At 71.6% G+C, this 21742-nt stretch carries 16 protein-coding genes; 13 read left to right on the top strand and 3 right to left on the bottom strand.

Annotation, left to right across the window (positions count from 1 at the left end; translation table 11 throughout):
• The first annotated feature begins 62 nt into the window (after positions 1 to 62).
• The 5 genes from ACZ7MX_RS36105 (at position 63) to ACZ7MX_RS36085 (ending at position 5240) form a co-directional block, all read left to right on the top strand.
• Positions 63 to 1682, top strand: a complete 1620-nt coding sequence (locus ACZ7MX_RS36105; protein WP_472138475.1) for an ABC-F family ATP-binding cassette domain-containing protein — start codon at positions 63 to 65, stop codon at positions 1680 to 1682.
• 243 nt (positions 1683 to 1925) lie between these two features.
• Positions 1926 to 2585, top strand: a complete 660-nt coding sequence (locus ACZ7MX_RS36100) for a histidine phosphatase family protein (RefSeq protein WP_472138473.1) — start codon at positions 1926 to 1928, stop codon at positions 2583 to 2585.
• Positions 2586 to 2596: 11 nt separating this feature from the next.
• Positions 2597 to 3505 (top strand): ADP-ribosylglycohydrolase family protein, encoded by a 909-nt coding sequence (locus ACZ7MX_RS36095; RefSeq protein ID WP_472138471.1) that lies wholly within the window; start codon positions 2597 to 2599, stop codon positions 3503 to 3505.
• Between the two features lie 319 nt (positions 3506 to 3824).
• A complete protein-coding gene (locus tag ACZ7MX_RS36090; RefSeq protein ID WP_030412890.1) occupies positions 3825 to 4526 on the top strand; it encodes a ribonuclease HII in 702 nt (233 codons plus the stop codon).
• Positions 4527 to 4592: 66 nt separating this feature from the next.
• A complete protein-coding gene (locus ACZ7MX_RS36085; RefSeq protein ID WP_472138470.1) occupies positions 4593 to 5240 on the top strand; it encodes a hypothetical protein in 648 nt (215 codons plus the stop codon).
• A gap of 186 nt (positions 5241 to 5426) precedes the next feature.
• Here the strand turns inward: ACZ7MX_RS36085 and ACZ7MX_RS36080 are convergent, their stop codons facing one another.
• Both ACZ7MX_RS36080 and ACZ7MX_RS36075 read right to left on the bottom strand, forming a co-directional pair.
• Complete coding sequence (locus tag ACZ7MX_RS36080; protein ID WP_472138468.1) at positions 5427 to 6134, bottom strand: hypothetical protein; 708 nt, start codon at positions 6132 to 6134, stop codon at positions 5427 to 5429.
• A 288-nt stretch (positions 6135 to 6422) separates the two neighbouring features.
• Entirely contained in the window at positions 6423 to 8588 is a 2166-nt protein-coding gene (locus tag ACZ7MX_RS36075) for a RecQ family ATP-dependent DNA helicase (RefSeq protein WP_472138466.1), read from the bottom strand.
• Between the two features lie 501 nt (positions 8589 to 9089).
• Between ACZ7MX_RS36075 and ACZ7MX_RS36070 the strand changes: the two genes are divergently transcribed.
• The 6 genes from ACZ7MX_RS36070 to ACZ7MX_RS36045 all read left to right on the top strand — a co-directional run bounded on the left by ACZ7MX_RS36070 (position 9090) and on the right by ACZ7MX_RS36045 (position 18074).
• Positions 9090 to 10391, top strand: coding sequence for a DUF4192 domain-containing protein (locus tag ACZ7MX_RS36070; protein ID WP_472138464.1), 1302 nt, complete (start codon positions 9090 to 9092; stop codon positions 10389 to 10391).
• 215 nt (positions 10392 to 10606) lie between these two features.
• Positions 10607 to 12607, top strand: a complete 2001-nt coding sequence (locus tag ACZ7MX_RS36065) for a glycogen debranching N-terminal domain-containing protein (protein ID WP_472138463.1) — start codon at positions 10607 to 10609, stop codon at positions 12605 to 12607.
• A gap of 47 nt (positions 12608 to 12654) precedes the next feature.
• A complete protein-coding gene (locus ACZ7MX_RS36060; protein ID WP_472138461.1) occupies positions 12655 to 13419 on the top strand; it encodes an NUDIX hydrolase in 765 nt (254 codons plus the stop codon).
• 752 nt (positions 13420 to 14171) lie between these two features.
• On the top strand, positions 14172 to 15173 hold the full coding sequence (locus tag ACZ7MX_RS36055) for a FadR/GntR family transcriptional regulator (RefSeq protein ID WP_472138460.1): 1002 nt from the start codon (positions 14172 to 14174) through the stop codon (positions 15171 to 15173).
• 402 nt (positions 15174 to 15575) lie between these two features.
• Positions 15576 to 17123, top strand: a complete 1548-nt coding sequence (locus tag ACZ7MX_RS36050) for an RNA polymerase sigma factor (protein WP_472138459.1) — start codon at positions 15576 to 15578, stop codon at positions 17121 to 17123.
• Positions 17124 to 17264: 141 nt separating this feature from the next.
• Positions 17265 to 18074: a S1 family peptidase gene (locus tag ACZ7MX_RS36045; protein ID WP_472138457.1), complete on the top strand. Its 810-nt coding sequence runs from the start codon at positions 17265 to 17267 to the stop codon at positions 18072 to 18074.
• 126 nt (positions 18075 to 18200) lie between these two features.
• On the opposite strand, the gene ACZ7MX_RS36040 is transcribed toward ACZ7MX_RS36045, so the two are convergent.
• Positions 18201 to 18431: a DUF7455 domain-containing protein gene (locus ACZ7MX_RS36040; protein ID WP_030412880.1), complete on the bottom strand. Its 231-nt coding sequence runs from the start codon at positions 18429 to 18431 to the stop codon at positions 18201 to 18203.
• A 443-nt stretch (positions 18432 to 18874) separates the two neighbouring features.
• On the opposite strand from ACZ7MX_RS36040, the gene ACZ7MX_RS36035 reads away from it, so the two are divergent.
• Together ACZ7MX_RS36035 and ACZ7MX_RS36030 are read left to right on the top strand one after the other, a co-directional pair.
• Positions 18875 to 20995, top strand: coding sequence for a DNA gyrase/topoisomerase IV subunit B (locus tag ACZ7MX_RS36035; RefSeq protein WP_472138454.1), 2121 nt, complete (start codon positions 18875 to 18877; stop codon positions 20993 to 20995).
• A 156-nt stretch (positions 20996 to 21151) separates the two neighbouring features.
• Complete coding sequence (locus ACZ7MX_RS36030) at positions 21152 to 21640, top strand: DUF1453 domain-containing protein (RefSeq protein ID WP_472138453.1); 489 nt, start codon at positions 21152 to 21154, stop codon at positions 21638 to 21640.
• Positions 21641 to 21742: the final 102 nt, after the last annotated feature.

Genomic DNA, 21742 nt, shown 5'->3' with positions numbered 1-21742 from the left:
GAGGTCTACTGTGTCATCATCAGCGTAACGCAACGAGGGTTGCGTTTGTCGGGGGAGGTTGTATGCCCACTCAGATCTCAGTGCACGACATCACCACATCCCATGGTGAGCGCCGGCTGCTCGACGGCGTCTCACTGTCGGTGCGGCCCGGCGAACGCGTCGGGATCGTGGGGGAGAACGGCGCCGGGAAGTCGACGCTGCTGCGCCTGATCGCAGGCGTGGAGCAGCCGGACGAGGGCCATGTCGTGCTGACCGCCGACGGTGGCATCGGATATCTCGGACAGACCCCCGACCTCCCGCCGGACCGCACGGTCCAGGACGCGATCGACGCGGCACTGGCCGACCTCAGAGACCTGGAGCGCCGGCTCCGCACACTGGAGAGCGGACTCGGCGACGCTACGGCCGCCCGGCTCGACGAGTACGGCGATCTGCTCACGCTGTTCGAGCTGCGCGGCGGCTATGAGGCGGACGCCCGGGTCGAGGTGGCCCTGCACGCCCTCGGCCTGGAAGGGCTCGGCCACGACCGACTGCTGGGCACTCTCTCCGGCGGTGAGCAGGCCCGCCTGGGCCTCGCCTGCCTCATCGCCGCGGCCCCCGAGGTGATGCTCCTCGACGAACCGACCAACCACCTCGACGCCGCCGCTCTCGACTGGCTGGAGGGCGCCCTGCTCGCCCATCGGGGCACGGTCCTCGCCGTCTCGCACGACCGGCTCTTCCTCCAGCGGATCGCCACCGTGATCGTCGAGGTCGACGCCGACCGCCGGGCACTCGTCCGCTACGGCGACGGCTACGGCACCTTCGTGGCGGCCAAGGCCACCGCCCGCCGGCGCTGGGAGCAGGAGTACGCCGCGTGGTGCGAAGAGATCACACACCTCACCGACTTCGCGGCGGATACGGCGCACGGCGTCGCTCCGGGTCGGCCCATCAAGGACGGCAACAAGATGGCGTACGACCGGGCCAAGGGCCGGGTCCAGGCATCGGTGTCCAGCAGGGTGCGCAACGCCCAGGAGCGGCTGCGCAGACTGCGGGACCACCCCGTCCCCAAGCCCCCGGAACCGCTCCGCTTCCGGGCGGCACCGGGCCTCGGCGGGACGGAGGGCACCCTCGTCCAGCTCGACGGCGTACGGGTCGGGGACCGGCTCGCCGTGGACTCCCTCACTGTCACGGCGGGGGAGCGGTTGCTCATCCACGGCCCCAACGGCGCCGGCAAGACCACCCTGCTCAGGATCCTGGCCGGTCTCACGGCACCGGACCGTGGCACGGTGCTGCGCCGGGGACGGATCGGCTTCCTCGCCCAGGAGATACCGGTCTCCCGCCCGGCCGAGCCGCTGCTGGAGACCTTCCGCCGGGGCCTGTCCGGCCATTCGGAAGAGCTGGCCGAGCTGCTGCTGTCGTTCGGGCTGTTCCGCGAACGTGATCTCCAGGTGCCCGTCGGGGCGCTCTCGGCCGGTCAGCGGCGCCGCCTCGCCCTGGCCCGGCTGCTGGCTCGCCCGGCCGACCTGCTGCTGCTCGACGAACCCACCAACCACCTCGCGCTCGGCCTGGTCGAGGAGCTCGAAGCGGCCCTGGCGGCCTGGCCCGGCGCCCTGGTCATGGTCACTCACGACCGCCTGCTGCGCCGGCGCTTCGCCGGGCGCCCCTACGAGATACGCGACGGCCGCCCGGCCCTGGTCGCCGCCTGAGCCGGTTGCCTGCCGAGGTCACCGCCGCGACCGGTGCGGGGCCGAGCCGAAAAGCGTCGCTGTCCGCTTCCCGCGCGACCACGCTTCCCGTCGGTGCGCATGACGTGCACACGGGTCTTGGCGGGCGTCCACGCCGACCCGATCGACGGGACGAGCCGGACCGGTCCGTCGAGGGCCGGGCACACCACCGGCTTCCACGGCCCGCGTGCGGCATGTACAGGGCAGGCGTTTTAGGCTGGCCGCATGGCTCGCCCCCGACGCATCGTGCTCCTCCGTCATGGGGAGTCGGAGGGGAACATCGACGACTCCATCTACGAGCGGGAGCCGGACCACGCCCTCTCCCTCACCAAGACAGGGCGGCGGCAGGCGGAGGAGGCCGGTGGCCCGCTCCGCGAGATGTTCGGCGATGAGCGGATCTCCGCCTATGTCTCGCCCTACCGCCGCACCCACCAGACCTTCCGCGAGCTCGCCCTCGACCCGGGCAAGGTCCGGGTGCGCGAGGAGCCGCGGCTGCGCGAGCAGGACTGGGGGAACTGGCAGGACCGCGATGACGTACAGCTGCAGAAGGCGTACCGGGATGCGTACGGCCACTTCTTCTACCGGTTCGCCCAGGGCGAGTCCGGTGCGGACGTCTACGACCGGGTCGGGGCGTTCCTGGAGAGCCTGTGGCGCAGCTTCGAGGACCCGAGCCATCCGCCCAACGTCCTGATCGTCACGCACGGTCTCACCATGCGGTTGTTCTGCATGCGCTGGTTCCACTGGACCGTCGCCGAATTCGAGTCGCTGTCCAACCCGGGCAACGCCGAATGGCGCACCCTGCTGCTCGGGCCGGACGGCCGCTACACCCTCGACCGGCCCTTCGAGCGCTGGTGTGAACCCGAGCCTTATGGCGTCACCGGTTAAAGTGCACACCGATGACCCCCGATCACCGTGACGCAGACCGCTGTGCGCGGGCTCTGGCGAGCCTGCGCGGACTGTCCGTGGGTGATGCCCTCGGATCCCAGTTCTTCGTCCCCGCCCACTATCCCGCCCTCAAGCGCCGCGAGCTGCCGCCCACCCCGTGGCAGTGGACCGACGACACGGAGATGGCCTGCTCCGTCCTGGCCGTGCTCGTCACGCACGGCCGGATCGATCAGGACGCCCTGGCCGCCTCCTTCGCCGACCACCACGACTTCGACCGCGGCTACGGCCCGGCCGTCAACCGCCTGCTCCGGCTGATCCGCGAGGGCGGCGACTGGCGCGAGCTGTCGTCGGCGCTCTTCAACGGCCAGGGCTCCTGGGGCAACGGCGCCGCCATGCGCATCGCGCCCCTCGGCGCGTGGTACGCCGACGACCCCGAGCAGGCCACGCACCAGGCGGAGATCTCCGCGTACACCACCCACCAGCACCGCGAGGCCGTGGTCGGCGCCATGGCCGTGGCGGCGGCGGCCGCCCTGGTCGCCGACCCGAGCCGGCAGACCGGCCCCGGGGAGCTGCTCGACGGGGTACTGGAGCTGATCCCGCGCAGCGCCGTACAGGCCGGACTCCGCCGGGCCCGGGACATGCTCGACTACGCCGACTCCAGCACCGTCGCGGCCGTCCTGGGCTGCGGCCGGCGCACCAGCGCCCATGACACCGTGCCCTTCACCCTGTGGGCGGCGGCCCGCCATCTCGGCAACTACGAGAAGGCCTTCTGGGCCACTGTGCGGGCCGGCGGCGATGTCGACACCACCTGCGGCATCGTCGGCGGGATCGTGGCCGCCGACCCCGCCGGCGCGCCCCCCGCGGCATGGCTGGAGGGCACCGAGCCCCTCCCGTCCTGGGCCCCCACCCTCGAAGACTGACCAGACGCCCGGCCACACCTGCCCCACGACTCCGCGCCCCGGCCGGGAGCTGTTCCTTCACTCCGTGTTCGGCCGAGCCCCGCACGCGACCGTTGGCGCCAACGCGTGGCGCGGGCCCCTCACTTCGCGCTGCCCGCTCGCGTCCGAGAAGACGAACGGCAACGATCCGCAGGCCCGGGAAGGCGCCCACACTGGCGGCTCGCGTACCCGCCGGTAGGGTGACCCGCGTGGCCCGCCCGCTCCCGCACCGGCACCGTTTGCGGCCAGGTGTGGATCCGATGCGGAACGCTGGGCCGAATAGGCGTAATCTGGCTGCGCCATGCCGTACGAGCCCCCCACCCATACCGTCGAGCGATCATTGCGCGCCACGACGGGCGCCAAGATCGTTGCAGGGATCGACGAGGTCGGACGCGGAGCCTGGGCCGGACCGGTCAGCGTCTGCGCGGCCATCACCGGACTCCGCCGACCGCCCGACGGACTCACCGATTCCAAGCTGCTGACCCACAAGCGCCGCGCCGAACTGTGCGCAGTGCTCGGCCAGTGGGTCACCGCCTACGCCCTGGGGCATTCCTCGCCGCAGGAGATCGACGAGCTGGGCATGACCGCGGCACTGCGGCTCGCGGCCGTACGCGCCCTGGAGGCGCTGCCGGTCCGTCCGGACGCGGTCATCCTCGACGGTAAGCACAACTACCTGGGCACGCCGTGGCAGGTCCGCACGGTCATCAAGGGGGACCAGTCCTGCATCGCGGTTGCCGCCGCGTCCGTGCTCGCCAAGGTGCAGCGCGACGCGATGATGGCCGAAGTGGGCCTGGAATACGCCGACTTCGACTTCGCGGCCAACGCCGGCTACCCGTCGCCGACCCATCGCATCGCCCTGGAGGAGTACGGACCCACGCCGCACCACCGGGTGTCGTGGTCCTACATGGACGCGCTGCCCCGGTGGCGGCATCTGAAGAAGGTGCGCATCACCCCCGAAGCAGCCGCTCTGGAAGCCGGCGGCCAACTCGGCTTCGACTTCTGAGCGGTGCGGGCATCAATTCGGTACCCGATGACGTGTCCCGCACTTACGTTTGATAGACATCCCTTTATGCCTCTCATCCCCGAGGAGCCTCAGATTCACGAGAGTGTCCCGGGTCCCCGCGCAACTTCGGCCGCCGGCCGTACCGCGCCGACCCCCCGTCCTGTTCCTGGCCCCGGTCCCCGCCCCGCGCCGCCGCGCGGTGCTCCCGCGGCCAGTGCCCGTCCGGGTAAGCCCGGACCCGCTGCCCCGCCGCGTGGGCCTGTCGCCGCTCCGCCGGCGCAGCGCACCGGCTCCCCGCAGCCCCCGGCCGCCGAGACCGGCACGGCCGGAGCGCAGCTCCAGCTGATTCCGGCGCCCGCCGACGGTGCCATCGACGCCGCCGACGAAGCCGTTGATCTGCTGTTGGACTCGGGGCGCGCCCCGGGTGAAATCCTGGTGCTCACCACGGGCGAGACCCACCCGTGGGCCGCGCACGAGCTGTCCTTCGGTGAGGCGTCCTACTGGGCCCAACACGACGCCGCTGACGACGTGTTCTACGCGGATGCCGACGCCGAGCGTGCCACCGGCCGCCCCGTCGTGGTCGTCGCCGTCAACGGCGACACGGACGAGGTCACCGCACGGGCGCTGCCTTCGGCGATGGCCCGCGCAGGAGCGCTGCTGATCGTCTGCGGCGACCCGCAGCGGATCAACACCGTTCTCGGCGCCGGCGTCTGACCGTTCCGGCTCGCAGCAGCCCGTCGGCCCCCGAGGCCGTCGGGCTCGCCTGCGTTCCGGCACGGCCACGGCCCTGCTTCCGCGCACGGCTCCTGGGTCTTCTACGGCTCTCACCTTCTCGAGCGGCCGTATTCCGCGAACGGCCGGTGCCTTGGCCGTCTTGCGTTCCCGTGCGGCGTGAGGTGATCAGCGGGCCGCCGTGTGCCGGTGGGCCTCCGGTGCGCCGCCGCCGGTGCTCCGCGGCGCCGGCCGGCCCTGTGCGACGACCGCGGCCGTACGTGGCGCGTCCGGGCGTGGCGCCGTGGTGCGGCGCGCCGCGGCGAAGCCGGCTCCGGGATGGCGGGCCTCCGCGCGCCGCTTGTCCTTGGACGACGACCTGGGCCGGCGCCCGCCCCGGCCTTCGCCCAGTACTTGCCAGCGGTCGGGGGTCAGCGCGATGTACGCACCGCAGCGGAGACCGTGCAGCGTGCAGGCGTCGCGCAGTCCCCACATCCACGCCCCGTCGGTCTCCGTCCAACGGGGTTCCCCGTCACGGCAGTAGAGCAGCACGGCCGTCCGGACCGGGGCGCGCAACCGGAGGTCGTGCGGGATCACCCGGCGCAGATGCGCCAGCAGGGCATTACGGAACTCCCAGCCGTCAGGGGCGGCAGCGGGCTCGGTGAAGGACGCGCTGGCCGTCACCCGATCCTGCGGATCGAGCACCGCCACGATGGCCGTCGCCGCCCCCGGGCGATGACGCTCGTGCAGTCCGGCGACGACCTCACGGGGGTTGCGCAGCAGGGGGATACCGGCCGAGGCCCACTCGGCGGGCTCCAGCATCCGGCCCAGCCGGGCGGCCGGGTCGCTGGACGAGAGCGGCGAAAGGCGTGGGTGCGGGACGAAGTCGAAGGTCACGGTCCTCCCTTCGTCCACGCGTCAGCGCATCGGGCGGTGTCCTGGTGTCCGAGCACCAGGGCATGACCGAGCGTGACCGCGGAACGGCCGGAACGGGGAAGCATCTCCAATTCTTGCGGTCGTACAGGGATGCGGGCAACGAGCAATTCCCTCAGGAGACTGGAATCGCGCCATGTGTGACGAAAGTTCCCTGCTGTCGCACCCGTGCGTCGGCCCCGACCCGAGTCGTCCGGATCCCCGGGGCTACGGTTCCACCGGGCGGCCGCTGCCCATGCCCGGGCCCATCACCTACGCCTGCACGGCGAGGGCCAGCGGAAACACCCCCTCGGCTCCGGCCCGGCGCAGCAGACGGGCAGCCACCGCCAGCGTCCAGCCGGTATCGGCGTAGTCGTCCACCAGGAGCACCGGACCACCCACGGACGCAAGGCTCTGCGCCAGCTGCGGCGGTACGCCGAGTGAGCCGTGGAGCGCGCGCAGCCGCTGGGCGCTGTTGCTGCGCGGAATCCTGGTGCCGGCACCGTCCTCCTCCGAGGCGACCACGCCCAGGAACGGCATCCGGCCGACCGCCGCGATCCGCTCGGCGAGCGAGCGGATCAGCTGCGGCCTGGTACGCGAGGAGAGACAGACCACTCCCACCGGGCGGGCCGGTGCATCCGGCCCACCGGACGCCCAACCGCCGGGCCCCTTCGCCCAGTCGGCGAGGACCGTGACCACCGCGGAGGCCACCTCGTCCGGAATCGGACCGTCCGGTGCCTGCGCCGCGAGCATCGGGCGCAGGCGATTGCCCCAGCCGATGTCGGAGAGCCGGCCCAGCGCCCGGCCGGTCGCGGCCAGCTCGTCCGCCGGAATGCGCCCCTTGAGGTCGAGGCCGACGGCCGGCAGCCCCGTCGGCCACATCCGCCGCGGCTCCACCTCCACGCCCGGACGCCCCAGCTCACCGCGCGCGGCGTCCAGCGAAGCCGCCGACACCTCGGCGGTGAACCGCGCCCCGGCGCAGTTGTCGCACCGGCCGCAGGCGGCCGCCGCCTCGTCGTCCAACTGCCGCCGCAGGAACTCCATCCGGCAGCCGGTCGTGGTCGCGTACTCGCGCATGGCCTGCTGCTCGGCCTCGCGCTGCCGCGTCACCCACGCATAGCGCTCCGCGTCGTACGCCCACGGCCGGCCCGTGGAGATCCAGCCGCCCTTGACGCGCTGCACGGCGCCGTCCACGTCGAGCACCTTGAGCATGATCTCCAGGCGTGAGCGGCGCAGTTCGACCCGCGGCTCCAGGGCCGGCAGCGACACCGGCCGGTCGGCGGCGGCCAGCACGTCGAGGGTCTGGCGCACCTGTTCCTCGGGGGGAAACGCCAGTGAGGCGAAGTACTTCCAGATCGCCTCGTCCTCCCGGCCGGGCAGCAGCAGCACCTCGGCGTGCTCGACCCCACGGCCGGCCCGGCCCACCTGCTGGTAGTACGCGATCGGCGAGGACGGTGAGCCCAGATGCACCACGAAACCCAGATCGGGCTTGTCGAAGCCCATGCCCAGCGCGGAGGTGGCGACCAGCGCCTTGACACGGTTGGCCAGCAGATCGTCCTCGGCCTGCTGGCGGTCGGCGTTCTCGGTCTTGCCCGTGTACGACGTGACCGTGTGCCCGCGGTGACGCAGGAAGGCGGTGACTTCTTCGGCGGCGGCGACGGTGAGGGTGTAGATGATCCCCGAGCCCGGAAGCTCGTGCAGATGGTCCGCGAGCCACGCCAGCCGGTGTGCGGCGTCCGGCAGCGGCAGCACGCCCAGACTCAGGCTCTCCCGGTCGAGCGGACCGCGCAGTACCAGCGCCTCGGCCGTGCCCTCACCCGTCCCGAGTTGCTCGGCGACATCAGCGGTCACCCGCGCATTCGCCGTCGCGGTGGTGGCGAGCACGGGCACACCCGGGGGAAGATCGGCGAGCATCGTGCGCAGCCGCCGGTAGTCGGGGCGGAAGTCGTGGCCCCAGTCGGAGATGCAGTGTGCCTCGTCGACCACCAGCAGCCCCGTCGCCGCGGCGAGCTTGGGCAGGACCTGATCACGGAAATCGGGGTTGTTGAGCCGCTCCGGACTCACCAGCAGGACGTCCACCTCGCCCGCCGCCACCTCGGCCTGAACGGTGTCCCATTCCTCGGTGTTGGCCGAATTGATCGTGCGCGCGCGGATCCCGGCCCGGGCGGCCGCCTCCACCTGATTGCGCATCAGGGCGAGCAGCGGAGAGACGATCACGGTCGGTCCGCTGCCGCGCTCGCGCAGCAACGCGGTCGCGACGAAATAGACCGCCGACTTGCCCCAGCCCGTGCGCTGCACGACCAGCGCGCGACGACGCTCGGCGACCAGGGCCTCGATCGCCCGCCACTGGTCCTCGCGCAGCCGGGCCGTACCGCCGGGGTCGCCGACGAGCCGGGTCAGGACGGCATCGGCTGCGGCACGCAGATCTTCGTTGCTCATGCCCCCATGCAACCCGATGCCACTGACAATGCGCGAACCCCCGCCCGAGCCTGTGGATAACTCGTCACCCAGAGTTATCCACAGGGGTCGCGGCGCAGCGGCAGATCGCGAGATCTTCGAGCCATGAATCCGCAGAGCGAACCGCGCAAGCGCAGCACCGACCCCAACTCCCCGACGTCTCCGGCGACTTCCGAGACGCCGCCGACCCCTTCCGACGCACCCACCCCTCCGAACCCTCCGACCTCCTCGACTCCGACCCCTTCAACCTCCTCGACCCCGTCCACGCCATCCACCCGTCCCACCTCTGCCACCCCTCCGACGTCCTCGACACGCTCCCACCCGCCGACCTCTCCCCCTTCCTCGGTCCCGGGCCCGCGTCCCTCTCCCGAGTCCTCCCACACGCCGGTCGAACCCCGGCCCACCAACCCTGACGCCACCGAGACCTCCCACCACGCCGGCGCAACCGACTCCCCGCACCTCTCCGTACCGACACCTGCCGAGGTGCTTCCGGCGCCGGCCGCGGAGTCCCAGGTCACGCTGCGGAGCCCGGCGGAGCTGGCCGACGCGCTGCCGTATTTGATGGGTTTCTATCCGGACGACAGCGTGGTGCTGGTTGCGTTGCACGGTGAGCGCGGACGGTTCGGCGGCCGGGTCCGGCTCGGCATTCCGGCGGACCGGACCCAGTGGTCCGACGTCGCCGACCAGCTCGCCGAATGTCTGGTCTCGGCCGGTCAGGACGGGTCCCCGCGACCCACGGCGATCATCGTCTACCTCTGTCAGGAACCCGCGGCGGGCGAGAACGGCCGGGACGTCAGGGACCGGCTCCAGCCGTTCGCCCAGCGGCTGCGCACGGCCTGCGGAGCGCTCGATGTCCCCGTCCTCGAAGCCCTCTGCCTCTCCAACGGGCGCTTCTGGTCCTACTGCTGCCCCGACTTCCGGTGCTGCCCCGCGGACGGCACCCCGATGGTGATGCCGGGCACGTCAGTGATGGCCGCGGCGGCGGCCTACGCCGGAATGCAGGTGCGCGGTTCCCTCAAGGAGATGGAGGCCAGGCTGCGGCCCCGCACGGGGCGGCGAGCCGTCGAACAGGAGAAGGCCCTGGACGCGGCGGCCCGGGCACTGGTCCCCCGGATGCTCCGCCCGGACGGTGCGGCGGTCGTACGGAAGGACACCCTCGATCTGGCCGCCGCGATGATCCACCGCTTCCGCCAGGACACCCCCGTGGGCAGCAATCGGGCCCGGGATGCCTGCGACGACGCGCTGATCACCAACGCCGAGGCGGCCGGCCTCATCCTCGGACTCCAGGACCGGGTCACCCGTGACCGGGCGGCCGAGTGGATGGACGGCACGGCCGCCGCCCCCGCCCTTCGTCTGTGGCGGGCCCTCGCCCGGCGCTGCGCCGGAAGCTATGCCGAGCACGCCACGGCACCGCTCACCCTCGCCGGATGGGTCAGCTGGTCCACGGAGGACGGCCCCTCGGCGCGGGTGGCCCTCGGGTGCGCCCTCTCGCTGGACCCCGACTACACCTTCGCCCAGCTCCTGCACCGCGCGATCAACGAGGGGCTCGACCCGGAACCACTGCGCCGCTGCCTGCGCGAGCAAAACCAGGAGGCGATGAGCGCCGCAGCCTGCGCACCCGGCTCCGGTACGAAGCAATCCCCGTCCGCCAAGCGCCCGGCGCGCGGCCGGACCGCGCCCGCCGGCCGCCCTCGGGGGCCCCGCGGCGGTACCGGTCCCGGGGCGCGTACCACCGGGGGACGTGGCGGGCGGCGGAGCGGTCATGACGACCGGAGCCGGCGGTGACCGCCCGGTCGTTGTGCGGCCGGCGTGACCTGGGCGCCGGCCGGACCGTTCACCTGTATGGCGCAGGCCGTACGAAGCCCCGACGTCACCAGGGAGTGCAGAGCGTGCCAGGCATCGTCCCCACTACCCAACCGGCCCGCCGGCCGTCCCAAGAGCGGCGTTCGGTGCCGCCCCGGCCTCCGCAACCGCAGCCCGTCCACTCCTCGCTGGTCTGTGTGGCACTGCCGGCCCTCGCGGTGTCCCCCGCGTCGGGGCAGCTGACCGGCCAGGGCATGGACGGCTTCTACCGGGACGGCAGGCGGGTCCTGTCCCACTGCGAGTTGCGGGTCGCAGGCGGTGAACCGCTGGTCGTCCAGGGCCGGATGACCGCCGCCGACCGCGCCCGGTTCGTCGGCACGATCCGCAGAACCGGTGAGCGGGGCCCGGACCCGGACATCCGGATGGAGCGGCTGCGGACGGCCGACGGCACCGAGCGGATCACCTTCCTCAGCAGCGCGACCCGGCCCGTCAGGCTGCCGGTGGAGATCCATCTGCAGACCGACCTGGCAGAGCTCGGAGCCGTCGCCGTCGGCCTCCCGGGCCCCGAGCTGCGCGCCGCCGTCCACGGCTCCGGTCTCCGTTGGTCAGGGCGGGGAGCGCACGCGGTGGTGACCGCCGACCCGCCGCCCGAGGACGCCCTGGCCTCGGCCGGTCTGCTGCGCTGGGAACTCGAACTCCCGGCCGGCGGCCGCCGCACCATCGAGCTGCGTGTCGCGCTGGAGCAGACCGCCGGACCGGGCAGCGGACCCGCCGGGCACCGTCCCGCCGGGAACGCCCGCATCCCCGGCCCGCGGAGCGGCACCTTCGCGCCGCGCACCCGCGCGGACCGGCCACCCCGCCCCTGGTCGGACGCCCGGCTGGAGTGCGACGACCACCGGGCCGACGCCCTCATGGCGGCCGGCCTGGACGATCTGTACGGCCTGGCGATGCGGGATCCGGCCGCGCCCGCTGATGTCTGTCTCGCGGGCGGGTTCCCCTGGCGCTGCGGGCTGGCACCGGCCGAGGCGCTGTGGGCCGCCAGAATGCTGCTGCCCTTGGGCACCCGGCTTGCCGCGGGCACCCTGCGCGCGCTGGCCCGCAGCCAACAGGCCGCACCGGGGCCGGATTTCGGCCGAATTCCGGGAGCCCTGCGGGACGCGGGACCGCACGCCCCGCCCAGTTGCACGGGTATCGAGGCGACCCTGCTGTTCCCCGCCGTGCTCGCGGAGGCGCGCCGTTGGGGACTGCCCGAGACGGAGACCGAACGGCTGCTGCCCGCCGCGGAACGGTGTCTGAGGTGGCTGCGGATCGTCTCCGACCCGGTGGGCCGCGCCCGCAGCGGCTACATCCCCGATCCGGCCCCCGACGGGCCGTACCGCTGCGAGACCCAGGCCCACGCCCATCGGGCCGCCCTGCTGGGCGCGGATCTCCTCGACGCCTGCGGATCCGCCGACGCCGCGGTACTGCGCGAGTGGGCCGCGGAACTGCGTGCCCGGTTCCGCAGGGACTTCTGGCTGGAGGACCGGGCCGGCGGACGCCCCGCCGCGCTGCTCACCGCCGATGGCCGGCCCGTTCCGTACCTGGGTTCCGCCGCCGCCCATCTCCTCGACACCGGACTGCTCGGCGGTGGCGCGCTCGCCCCGGGTCTGCTGGACGCGGCCCAGACGGACCAGCTGGCCAGGCTGCTGAGCGGGCCGGCCATGGACTCCGGGTGGGGGCTGCGCGGACTGGGTGCCAAGGAGAGCGGCTACAACCCGTTCGGCCACCGCAGCGGCGCGGTGCGCGTCCACGAAACGGCGATCGCCGCCGCCGGACTGGCCGCGGCCGGCCACGAGCGGGCCGCCGCGGCCCTGACCCGGGGCGTCCTGGACGCCGCGGCGAGCTTCGGGAACCGCCTCCCGGAGATGTACGCGGGGGAGCAGCGCACGGCCGACGGAGCCCCCGTGCCACACCCGGCGGCCTGCCGCCCGGCAGCGGTGTCGGCCGCCGGCGCGGTGCACATACTGATCGCCCTCGCCGGCCTGCGGCCCGATGTCCCGGCCGGCACGGTGTCCGTGCGGCCGCTCGGTACGGCCCCGCTCGGCGCGATGCAGTTCACCGGGCTGAGCGTCGCCGAGCAGCCTTTCGCCGTACGGATCAGCAGACTCGGCATGGGCATGGTGGAAGCGGCTGCGGACGGCCTGCAACTGGGCTCGTGAGGTACTGCGGGCCTGTTTATCGTCAGGCGGACGACTATGATCACGCCATGCCTCCCTACGACCCGTCGGCCTTCCCGCCGTTCGCTGTCACCGTCGACCTGGTCGTGCTCACCGTGCGCCGCCACGCCCTCTGCGCGCTGGCCGTCCGCCGCGGTGAGCCGCCGTTCCAGGGCCGCTGGGCGCTGCCCGGCGGATTCGTCCGGGCCGACGAGGACCTCGAGGCAGCGGCCGCCCGGGAGCTGGCAGAGGAGACCGGTCTGCATGCCCAGACCCCGGCCGGACCTCCGCCCGTGTACGGCGCCCACCTGGAACAGCTCGCCACGTACGGCGATCCGAAGCGGGATCCCCGGATGCGGGTCGTGAGCGTTGCGCATCTGGTCCTCGCGCCGGACCTGCCGGCTCCCACAGCCGGTGGTGACGCCCATAGTGCCCGCTGGGCACCGGTCGAGACCCTGCTGGAGCCGGACGACGCCCATGCCCGCGAGGGCGAGCTGGCGGCCCCGCTCGCCTTCGACCATGCCCAGATCCTCGCCGACGGGGTGGAGCGGGCCCGCTCGAAGATCGAGTACTCCTCGCTCGCCACGGCCTTCTGCCCGCCGGAGTTCACGGTGGGGGAGCTTCGCCGGGTCTACGAGGCCGTGTGGGGGGTGGCCCTGGACCCCCGGAACTTCCACCGGAAGGTGACCGGCACCCCAGGATTCCTCGTGCCCACGGGCGGCACCACGACGCGTCAGGGCGGCCGCCCCGCGCAGCTCTTCCGGGCCGGCGGTGCGACGCTGCTCAACCCACCGATGCTGCGCCCCGAGGTCTGAGTACGGCCTGTGCCTCGTCGGCCGCGTATCCGGTGGGGACGACAACGGGCGGCTGTTCTCTCCTGTGCCCCGCACACCGCGGAAACCGACACGATTGAACAATTACGAGAAAATAGGACATATTCCGATACCTTGTCCGGGTGGGTCCACTCGTCCCGCTGATGGCCGACGTCCGGCCGCGCGCCCGTCTACGGCCCGCCTCCCGCGGTGTCGAGGTGGCTGCGGCCGTCGGGTGCCGGTGACGCCCCGACCCGCTTGGACGCCGCTGGCACCGTCCGCATCGTCGGCGTCGCCGCCGGGCGAGCGCCCCCGATGTCGCCACCCCGGGTGAAATCCTCAACTCGTCTGTCGCGTAACCCCCGTGGTGCGGAGAGCCTCGTGAGTCGAGGTGCGGAACGGGTCGTCATCCGGTGTGGTGGATGCCCGTTGATGCCGCTGTTCCGCATGTGAAATTCCCTGATTTCACGGAGTGGTTGTGAGGTGGCCGTCAAGTGGCGGTCCGGAATCGACCGCGCCATATCGGTCGTGAGAAGCGGTTCGGCTCAATCCGTAGGCACCGCGCCGTCGTTGCAAGCCATGGGCCCTGGCCTGCGGCGATGTCGCCACGGAGGGCTGCGGCTCTCCGTTCCGGTCGAGTAAGGCGCCTGTTTTGACGCCCTGTTGTTGCGCATGCTGTCCGTAACTCGCCCTGGGCAGCGCATTTCCTTCCGATAAAGCGTCAATTCAGAGATGGGGGGCGATCACCCTTTCGTGTGCTTTTCACCAAAGACCTCAAGGGTGTTCAGGGTGTCGCCGACAAAGGATGCGTGAGTACCCTTGCGCACACCATGATGACCGCGGCTCGCCCCGGCGACACCGGCCTCGCAGGCCCGGGCGAGCTTGACCGCTACCCCTACGCCAACGCCGCCAACGCCGCGAACACCGGCAACACGGCCGGCCCGGAGCGTGCCGAGCGCGTTCCGCAGGTCTGGGACGGCTCCGAGGCCGAGATCGGCCGGGTCGGCCGGCGCGCGGCCGGCAGTCGCGGCCGCGGCCTGCACGGCCAACTCGTCCAGCAGCTGGGCCAGATGATCGTCTCCGGCGATCTCGGCGCCGACCGTCCGCTCGTCCCCGAGGAGATCGGCCAGCGCTTCGAGGTCTCCCGCACCGTCGTCCGCGAGTCACTGCGCGTCCTCGAGGCCAAGGGGCTCGTGAGCGCGCGCCCCAACGTGGGCACCCGGGTGCGTCCGGTCAGCGACTGGAACCTCCTCGACCCCGACATCATCGAGTGGCGCGCCTACGGGCCGCAGCGTGACGACCAGCGCCGGGAGCTGTGCGAGCTGCGCTGGACGATCGAGCCGCTGGCCGCCCGGCTCGCCGCCGGGCACGGCCGGGAGGACATCCAGCAGCGGCTGGCCGACATGGTCGAGATCATGGGCCACTCCGCGGCCCAGGGCGACATCATGACCTTCGGTCGTGCCGACGCAGAGTTCCACTCCCTGCTGCTCCAGCTCGCCGGCAACCGCATGCTGGAGCACCTCTCCGGCATCGTCTCCTCCGCCCTGCACGTCTCCGGCGGACCCGCCGGCGGCTGCGAGCGGCCGGTCGAGACGTCCGTGGGCCAGCACATGAGGGTGGTCGACGCCATCGGCTCCGGCGACGCCACGGCGGCCGAATCCGCGATGCGCCAGCTCCTCGCCGCCCATGGCGAGGCGGTCGGCCAGGGCTCCGGGACGCCCGTGGACCACGTCGTCCCCGCGCCCCGCGAGCACTGAAGGCCCGTACCCGACCGCGTACGGAACGTAGGCGCCGCGCGGCCCCGTGCCCTGCGTACCCCTCGGGCTGGGCACGCCGTACGCGGCGGAGGCGCACACGCTCGCCGGATCCGGGGCGTCGACCGGATCCGGCGGCAGATCTCGGGAGGATTGCATGTCATATGACAGGGAATGGGTCGTTATGGGGTGTGACTCGGGCCACGCAGATTGGGCGTAACGCTCTCCCGGGAAGCGCGATGACTTAAGAGGTGATAGCCGAGGAGGGAATACGAGCGGCGTTCGTGACGCTGTTCAACTCCCCGGTTGCCCCTGCGCCGTCGGTCCATCCCCACCGGCGGTCGTCGGCTCCGATCCACACTGGACGGGGTCGGAAGCCGTTTCCATCGTTCCGAGAGGTTGTTCGTGTCGGCCAGCACATCCCGTACGCTCCCGCCGGAGATCGCCGAGTCCGAGTCTGTGATGGCGCTCATCGAGCGGGGAAAGGCAGATGGGCAGATCGCCGGCGATGACGTGCGTCGGGCCTTCGAGGCTGACCAGATTCCGCCAACCCAGTGGAAGAACGTTCTGCGCAGCCTCAACCAGATCCTCGACGAGGAGGGTGTGACGCTGATGGTCAGTGCCGCAGAGGCGCCCAAGCGCACCCGCAAGAGCGTCGCAGCGAAGAGTCCGGCGAAGCGCACCGCCACCAAGACCGTCGCGGCCAAGACCGCCACGGTCAAGAAGACCACCGCCGCCGCCACCGCCCCCGCGGGGGACCCGGCCGGTGAGTCCGAGTCCGCGCCTGCGAAGAAGGCAGCGGCGAAGAAGGCGACCGCCAAGAAGACGGTCGCGAAGAAGACCACGGCCAAGAAGGCCACCGCGAAGAAGACCGCGGCCAAGAAGGACGTCGACGAGCTGCTCGACGACGAGGTGACCGAGGAGACCCCGGCGCCCGGCAAGGGCGAGGGCCCCGAGGGCGCCGACACTCCGGAGAACGCCGGCTTCGTCCTCTCCGACGACGACGAGGACGACGCTCCCGCCCAGCAGGTCGCCGCGGCCGGCGCCACTGCCGACCCGGTCAAGGACTACCTCAAGCAGATCGGTAAGGTCCCGCTCCTCAACGCCGAGCAGGAGGTCGAGCTCGCCAAGCGCATCGAGGCGGGCCTGTTCGCCGAGGACAAGCTGGCGAACTCCGACAAGCTCGCGCCGAAGCTCAAGCGTGAGCTGGAGATCATCGCCGAGGACGGCCGCCGGGCGAAGAACCACCTCCTGGAGGCCAACCTCCGTCTGGTGGTCTCCCTGGCCAAGCGCTACACCGGCCGCGGCATGCTCTTCCTGGACCTGATCCAGGAGGGCAACCTGGGTCTGATCCGTGCGGTCGAGAAGTTCGACTACACCAAGGGCTACAAGTTCTCGACCTACGCGACGTGGTGGATCCGCCAGGCCATCACCCGCGCCATGGCCGACCAGGCCCGTACGATCCGTATCCCCGTCCACATGGTCGAGGTCATCAACAAGCTGGCCCGTGTCCAGCGCCAGATGCTCCAGGACCTGGGCCGCGAGCCCACCCCGGAGGAGCTGGCCAAGGAACTCGACATGACCCCCGAGAAGGTCATCGAGGTCCAGAAGTACGGCCGCGAGCCGATCTCGCTGCACACCCCCCTGGGTGAGGACGGCGACAGCGAGTTCGGTGACCTGATCGAGGACTCCGAGGCTGTCGTGCCCGCCGATGCAGTGAGTTTCACGCTCCTGCAGGAGCAGCTGCACTCGGTTCTGGACACACTCTCGGAGCGGGAGGCCGGCGTCGTGTCCATGCGCTTCGGTCTCACCGACGGCCAGCCGAAGACGCTGGACGAGATCGGCAAGGTCTACGGCGTCACGCGTGAGCGGATCCGTCAGATCGAGTCGAAGACGATGTCGAAGCTGCGTCACCCGTCGCGCTCCCAGGTGCTGCGGGACTACCTCGACTAGTCCAACCGCCCGGCCCGTACAGCGCCGTGAGCCCGGTCTCTCCAATGGGGGAGGGGCCGGGCTCGCCGCCGTCCGGGTGCGCGGCGCAGCCGTTTGGGTCACTCTGGGTGGGCGACCGCTGTCCCACAGTCAGGAGTCCGTATGCGTCCGACCGCAGGCGCCGTTCTCGGAGCCCTCGCACTGGTCCTCACCCTGCCCGTGCCGGCGGCCGCGGACGAGTCGGTGATCGGCGGGAAGCCCACCCAGCTGTCCCAGAGTCCCTGGGCGGTGGCGCTGGCCTCCCACGAGCGTTTCGGGGCCCAGCGCTCCGGTCAGTTCTGCGGTGGGGTGCTGGTGGGGCACTCCACGGTCGTGACGGCCGCGCACTGCCTGAGCAAGGAGGTGCTGGGCGTCCCCTGGCGGCAGGTCCGGGACCTGCGCATCGTGATCGGTCGCGACAACCTCACCGGCGGCGGCGGTCAGGAGGTCAAGCCGGCGAAGGTCTGGGTGAACCCCCGCTATGACAGCTGGACCAACGAGGGCGACATGGCCGTCCTCACGCTCCCGAAGCCGGTACCGAACCGGCCCATCCCGATAGCGGGACGGAAGGACCCGGGCTATCGGCCGGGCAGCCGGGCCACGGTCTACGGCTGGGGAGACACCACGGGCGAGGGCAGCTATGCGTCACGGCTGCGCTCGGCGCACGTCAACGTGCTGCGCGACGCGGTCTGCGCGCGGGCCTATCCGGGCACCGCGGACGGTACGTACCGGTCCCGCTCCATGCTGTGCGCGGGGGAACCGGACGGCGGGCGGGACGCCTGCCAGGGCGACAGCGGCGGACCGCTGGTCGTCCGCGGACGTCTCGTGGGGCTGGTGTCCTGGGGGACCGGCTGTGGCCAGGCGGGGAGCCCGGGGGTCTACACGCGGGCGTCGGCGCTGCTTCCGGCCGTATCGGCGCACGGTGCGGGCTGAGCCGCCGCGGGGAGCCGGCAGGGCGAGCGGGGCGCGCGCACGAGTGCGGGCGGCCCCCCGGTGGTGCCGGGTGACCGCCCGCCGCACGGCGCAAGGCCGCTGCTCGCTCGTCGTGGATGCGAAGTGTCAGCGTTCCTCATCGGACGCGGACGCCGGAGAAGCGTTCAGCCGCTCCGTCTCGTCCTGTATTTCCGCGGCGATCTTCTTGAGTTCTGGCTCGAACTTGCGACCGTGGTGGGCGCAGAAGAGCAGTTCTCCGCCGGACATCAGGACGACGCGCAGGTATGCCTGGGCGCCGCAGCGGTCGCAGCGGTCAGCGGCCGTCAGCGGGCTCGCGGGTGTCAGAACAGTAGTCACGTCGCCTCTTCTCTAGCTCGACGAGCTGTCGTACCAGGGTCAACATCCAACCAGGCCGAAAACGTTCCCGCTCGTGCCTTTTCCTCGAAAAAATTCTTCGAGGGGGCCGGGTGCTGCCGGGTGGCGGCGAATGAGCCGTATTGCTTGGTGGTCTGATTCACGTTGGGTGCTGGGTCTGTCCCCCCGGCTGGCTTGCCGGTTGTTGATGAGGACGTGCCCGGAGCCTAAATGGTTCATGCCTCGAAGGGAACGTGATGTGCACGTCACTCGGACGTCACCCCAACGAGCGATCGAACGCACGAGCGAAATTCTACTACCATGAGCATGCTTACGGGTGGCGTCACATCGGCTCTACCAGGCCTCGGTACCCTCTGACGGGCGACACCGCCACAACCGAGTCCGCGGAATGCGGACTGCCAGAAATTCAGCGAGGAGCGAACCGCGTGACCGCCGAGATGTCCGTGCCGTCCACCGCAGTGCTGACCGGGGCAGACCGGGACGGTTCTAACTACACCGCGCGGCATCTGCTCGTCCTGGAGGGCCTCGAAGCGGTCCGCAAGCGCCCCGGCATGTACATCGGCTCCACGGACAGCCGCGGTCTGATGCACTGCCTCTGGGAGATCATCGACAACTCCGTCGACGAGGCGCTCGGCGGCTACTGCGACCACATCGAGGTGGTCCTCCACGACGACGGGTCCGTGGAGGTGCGCGACAACGGCCGCGGCATCCCCGTGGACGTCGAGCCCAAGACCGGGCTGAGCGGCGTCGAGGTCGTGATGACCAAGCTGCACGCCGGCGGAAAGTTCGGCGGCGGCTCGTACGCGGCCTCCGGCGGTCTGCACGGCGTCGGCGCCTCGGTCGTCAACGCCCTCTCCGCCCGCCTCGACGTCGAGGTCGACCGCAACAGCAAGACGCACTCGATCAGCTTCCGCCGCGGCGTGCCCGGCTTCTTCACCGAATCGGGCCCGGACGCCCCGTTCGACCCGGCCAACGGCCTGCACAAGGGCAAGCGGATCCCCAAGACGAAGACCGGCACCCGGGTCCGTTACTGGGCCGACCGGCAGATCTTCCTCAAGGACGCCAAGCTCTCCCTGGAGACGCTGTACGCCCGCGCCCGCCAGACGGCCTTCCTCGTTCCGGGCCTCACCCTGGTCGTCCGCGACGAGCGCGGCCTCGACAGCGCCGGCAAGACCGAGGAGACCTTCCACTACGACGGCGGCATCAGCGAGTTCTGCGAGTACCTGGCGCAGGACAAGGCGGTGTGCGACGTCCTGCGGCTGACCGGACAGGGCACGTTCAAGGAGACCGTGCCGGTCCTGGACGACCGCGGCCACATGACACCCACCGAGGTCACCCGCGAACTGGGCGTGGACATCGCGCTGCGCTGGGGCACCGGCTACGACGCCACCCTCCGGTCGTTCGTCAACATCATCGCCACCCCCAAGGGCGGCACCCACGTCTCCGGCTTCGAGCGCGCGGTCACCAAGACGGTCAACGAGGTCCTGCGGTCGAGCAAGCTGCTCCGCGTCGCCGAGGACGACGTCGTCAAGGACGACGCCATGGAGGGCCTGACCGCGGTCGTGACCGTCCGCCTCGCCGAGCCGCAGTTCGAGGGCCAGACCAAGGAGGTGCTCGGCACCTCCGCCGCCTCCCGGATCGTCGCCCAGGTGGTGAGCCGGGAGCTGAAGGCGTTCCTGACGTCCACGAAGCGGGACGCCAAGCAGCAGGCGCGCGCCATCCTGGAGAAGGTCGTCGCCGCGGCCCGCACCCGCATCGCCGCGCGCCAGCACAAGGAGGCGCAGCGGCGGAAGACGGCGCTGGAGTCCTCCTCTCTGCCGGCGAAGCTCGCGGACTGCCGCAGCGACGACGTCGACCGCAGCGAGCTGTTCATCGTCGAGGGCGACTCCGCGCTGGGCACCGCCAAGCTGGCCCGGAATTCGGAGTTCCAGGCCCTGCTGCCGATCCGCGGCAAGATCCTCAACGTCCAGAAGTCGTCGGTCTCGGACATGCTCAAGAACGTCGAGTGCGGCGCCATCATCCAGGTCATAGGAGCCGGTTCCGGCCGCACCTTCGACATCGACGCGGCCCGCTACGGCAAGGTCATCTTCCTGGCCGACGCGGATGTCGACGGCGCCCACATCCGCATCCTGCTGCTGACCCTCTTCCAGCGGTACATGCGGCCGATGGTCGAGCAGGGCCGGGTCTTCGCCGCCGTGCCGCCGCTGCACCGCATCGAGCTGACCAACCCCAAGAAGGGGCAGGACAAGTACATCTACACCTACTCGGACAACGAGCTGCGCCAGACCCTGCTGGAGCTCCAGCGCAAGAACGTCCGCTACAAGGACAGCATCCAGCGCTACAAGGGCCTGGGTGAGATGGACGCCGACCAGCTCGCCGAGACGACCATGGACCCGCGCCACCGCACCCTGCGCCGGATCAACATCAGCGACCTGGAGGCGGCGGAGAAGACCTTCGACCTCCTGATGGGCAACGAGGTCGCCCCTCGCAAGGAGTTCATCACCAACTCCGCGGCCACTCTGGACCGTTCCCGGATCGACACCTGAGCGCTCCCTGAGCCTGGGCGGGCGTCTCTCCACCCCAGGGTGGAGCGGCGCCCGCCGCGCTTTCCACCCGCTCCCCACCCTGGCGCCGATCCGCGCGGCCGCCACTCTCCGTAGCGTCGGGGACGTCGGAAATCCCGTCTCCCGGAGGCTCAGGTCATGAGCGGCCTGCTCAACATCGTGGCGATCGTCGCGGCTGTCGTATTCGTGTTCATCAAGCAGTTCAGTGCCCAGCGGATCACGTCCGAGGGCAGGAAGTGGTGGCTGATCCCCGCCGTCCTGGCATTCCTGGCGCTGCGCGAGCCCGGCCTCCTGGACCCCGCGCACCGGACCGTCTCCGCCGCCCTGCTGGCCGTGGGGCTCCTGATAGGGCTGGCCTGCGGTGCGGGCTGGGCCTGGACGACGCGCATCTGGACGGACGCGGACGGGGTGGTGTGGACCAAGGGCAGTTGGGCGGCGGCCGGGGTCTGGCTCTGCGCCATGGTGCTGCGCGGCGGCCTGATGGCCCTCGCCGCGACCCTGGGCGTCCATCAGGGCAGCCCGGCGATCATGCTCTCGGTCGCCGTGATGCTGCTGACCCGGACCGGGGTCACCACCTGGCGGGCCCGGAGCGTCCAGCGGACGTACGGTGTCCCTGTCGCCGGCTGAGGCCCCGGCGCGTCCCGTATCGCCGTCCACCGATCGAGGACCGTACGTGCTGCCCCCTTCCTTGACGAGCTGGCCCCTGCGGGAGTCGCTGGCACGTGACGG

The sequence above is a fragment of the Streptomyces sp. NPDC107765 genome, assembly GCF_055657085.1.
Note: the sequence above shows the minus strand (reverse complement) of the source record. Positions and strands in the feature narration are given on the sequence as shown.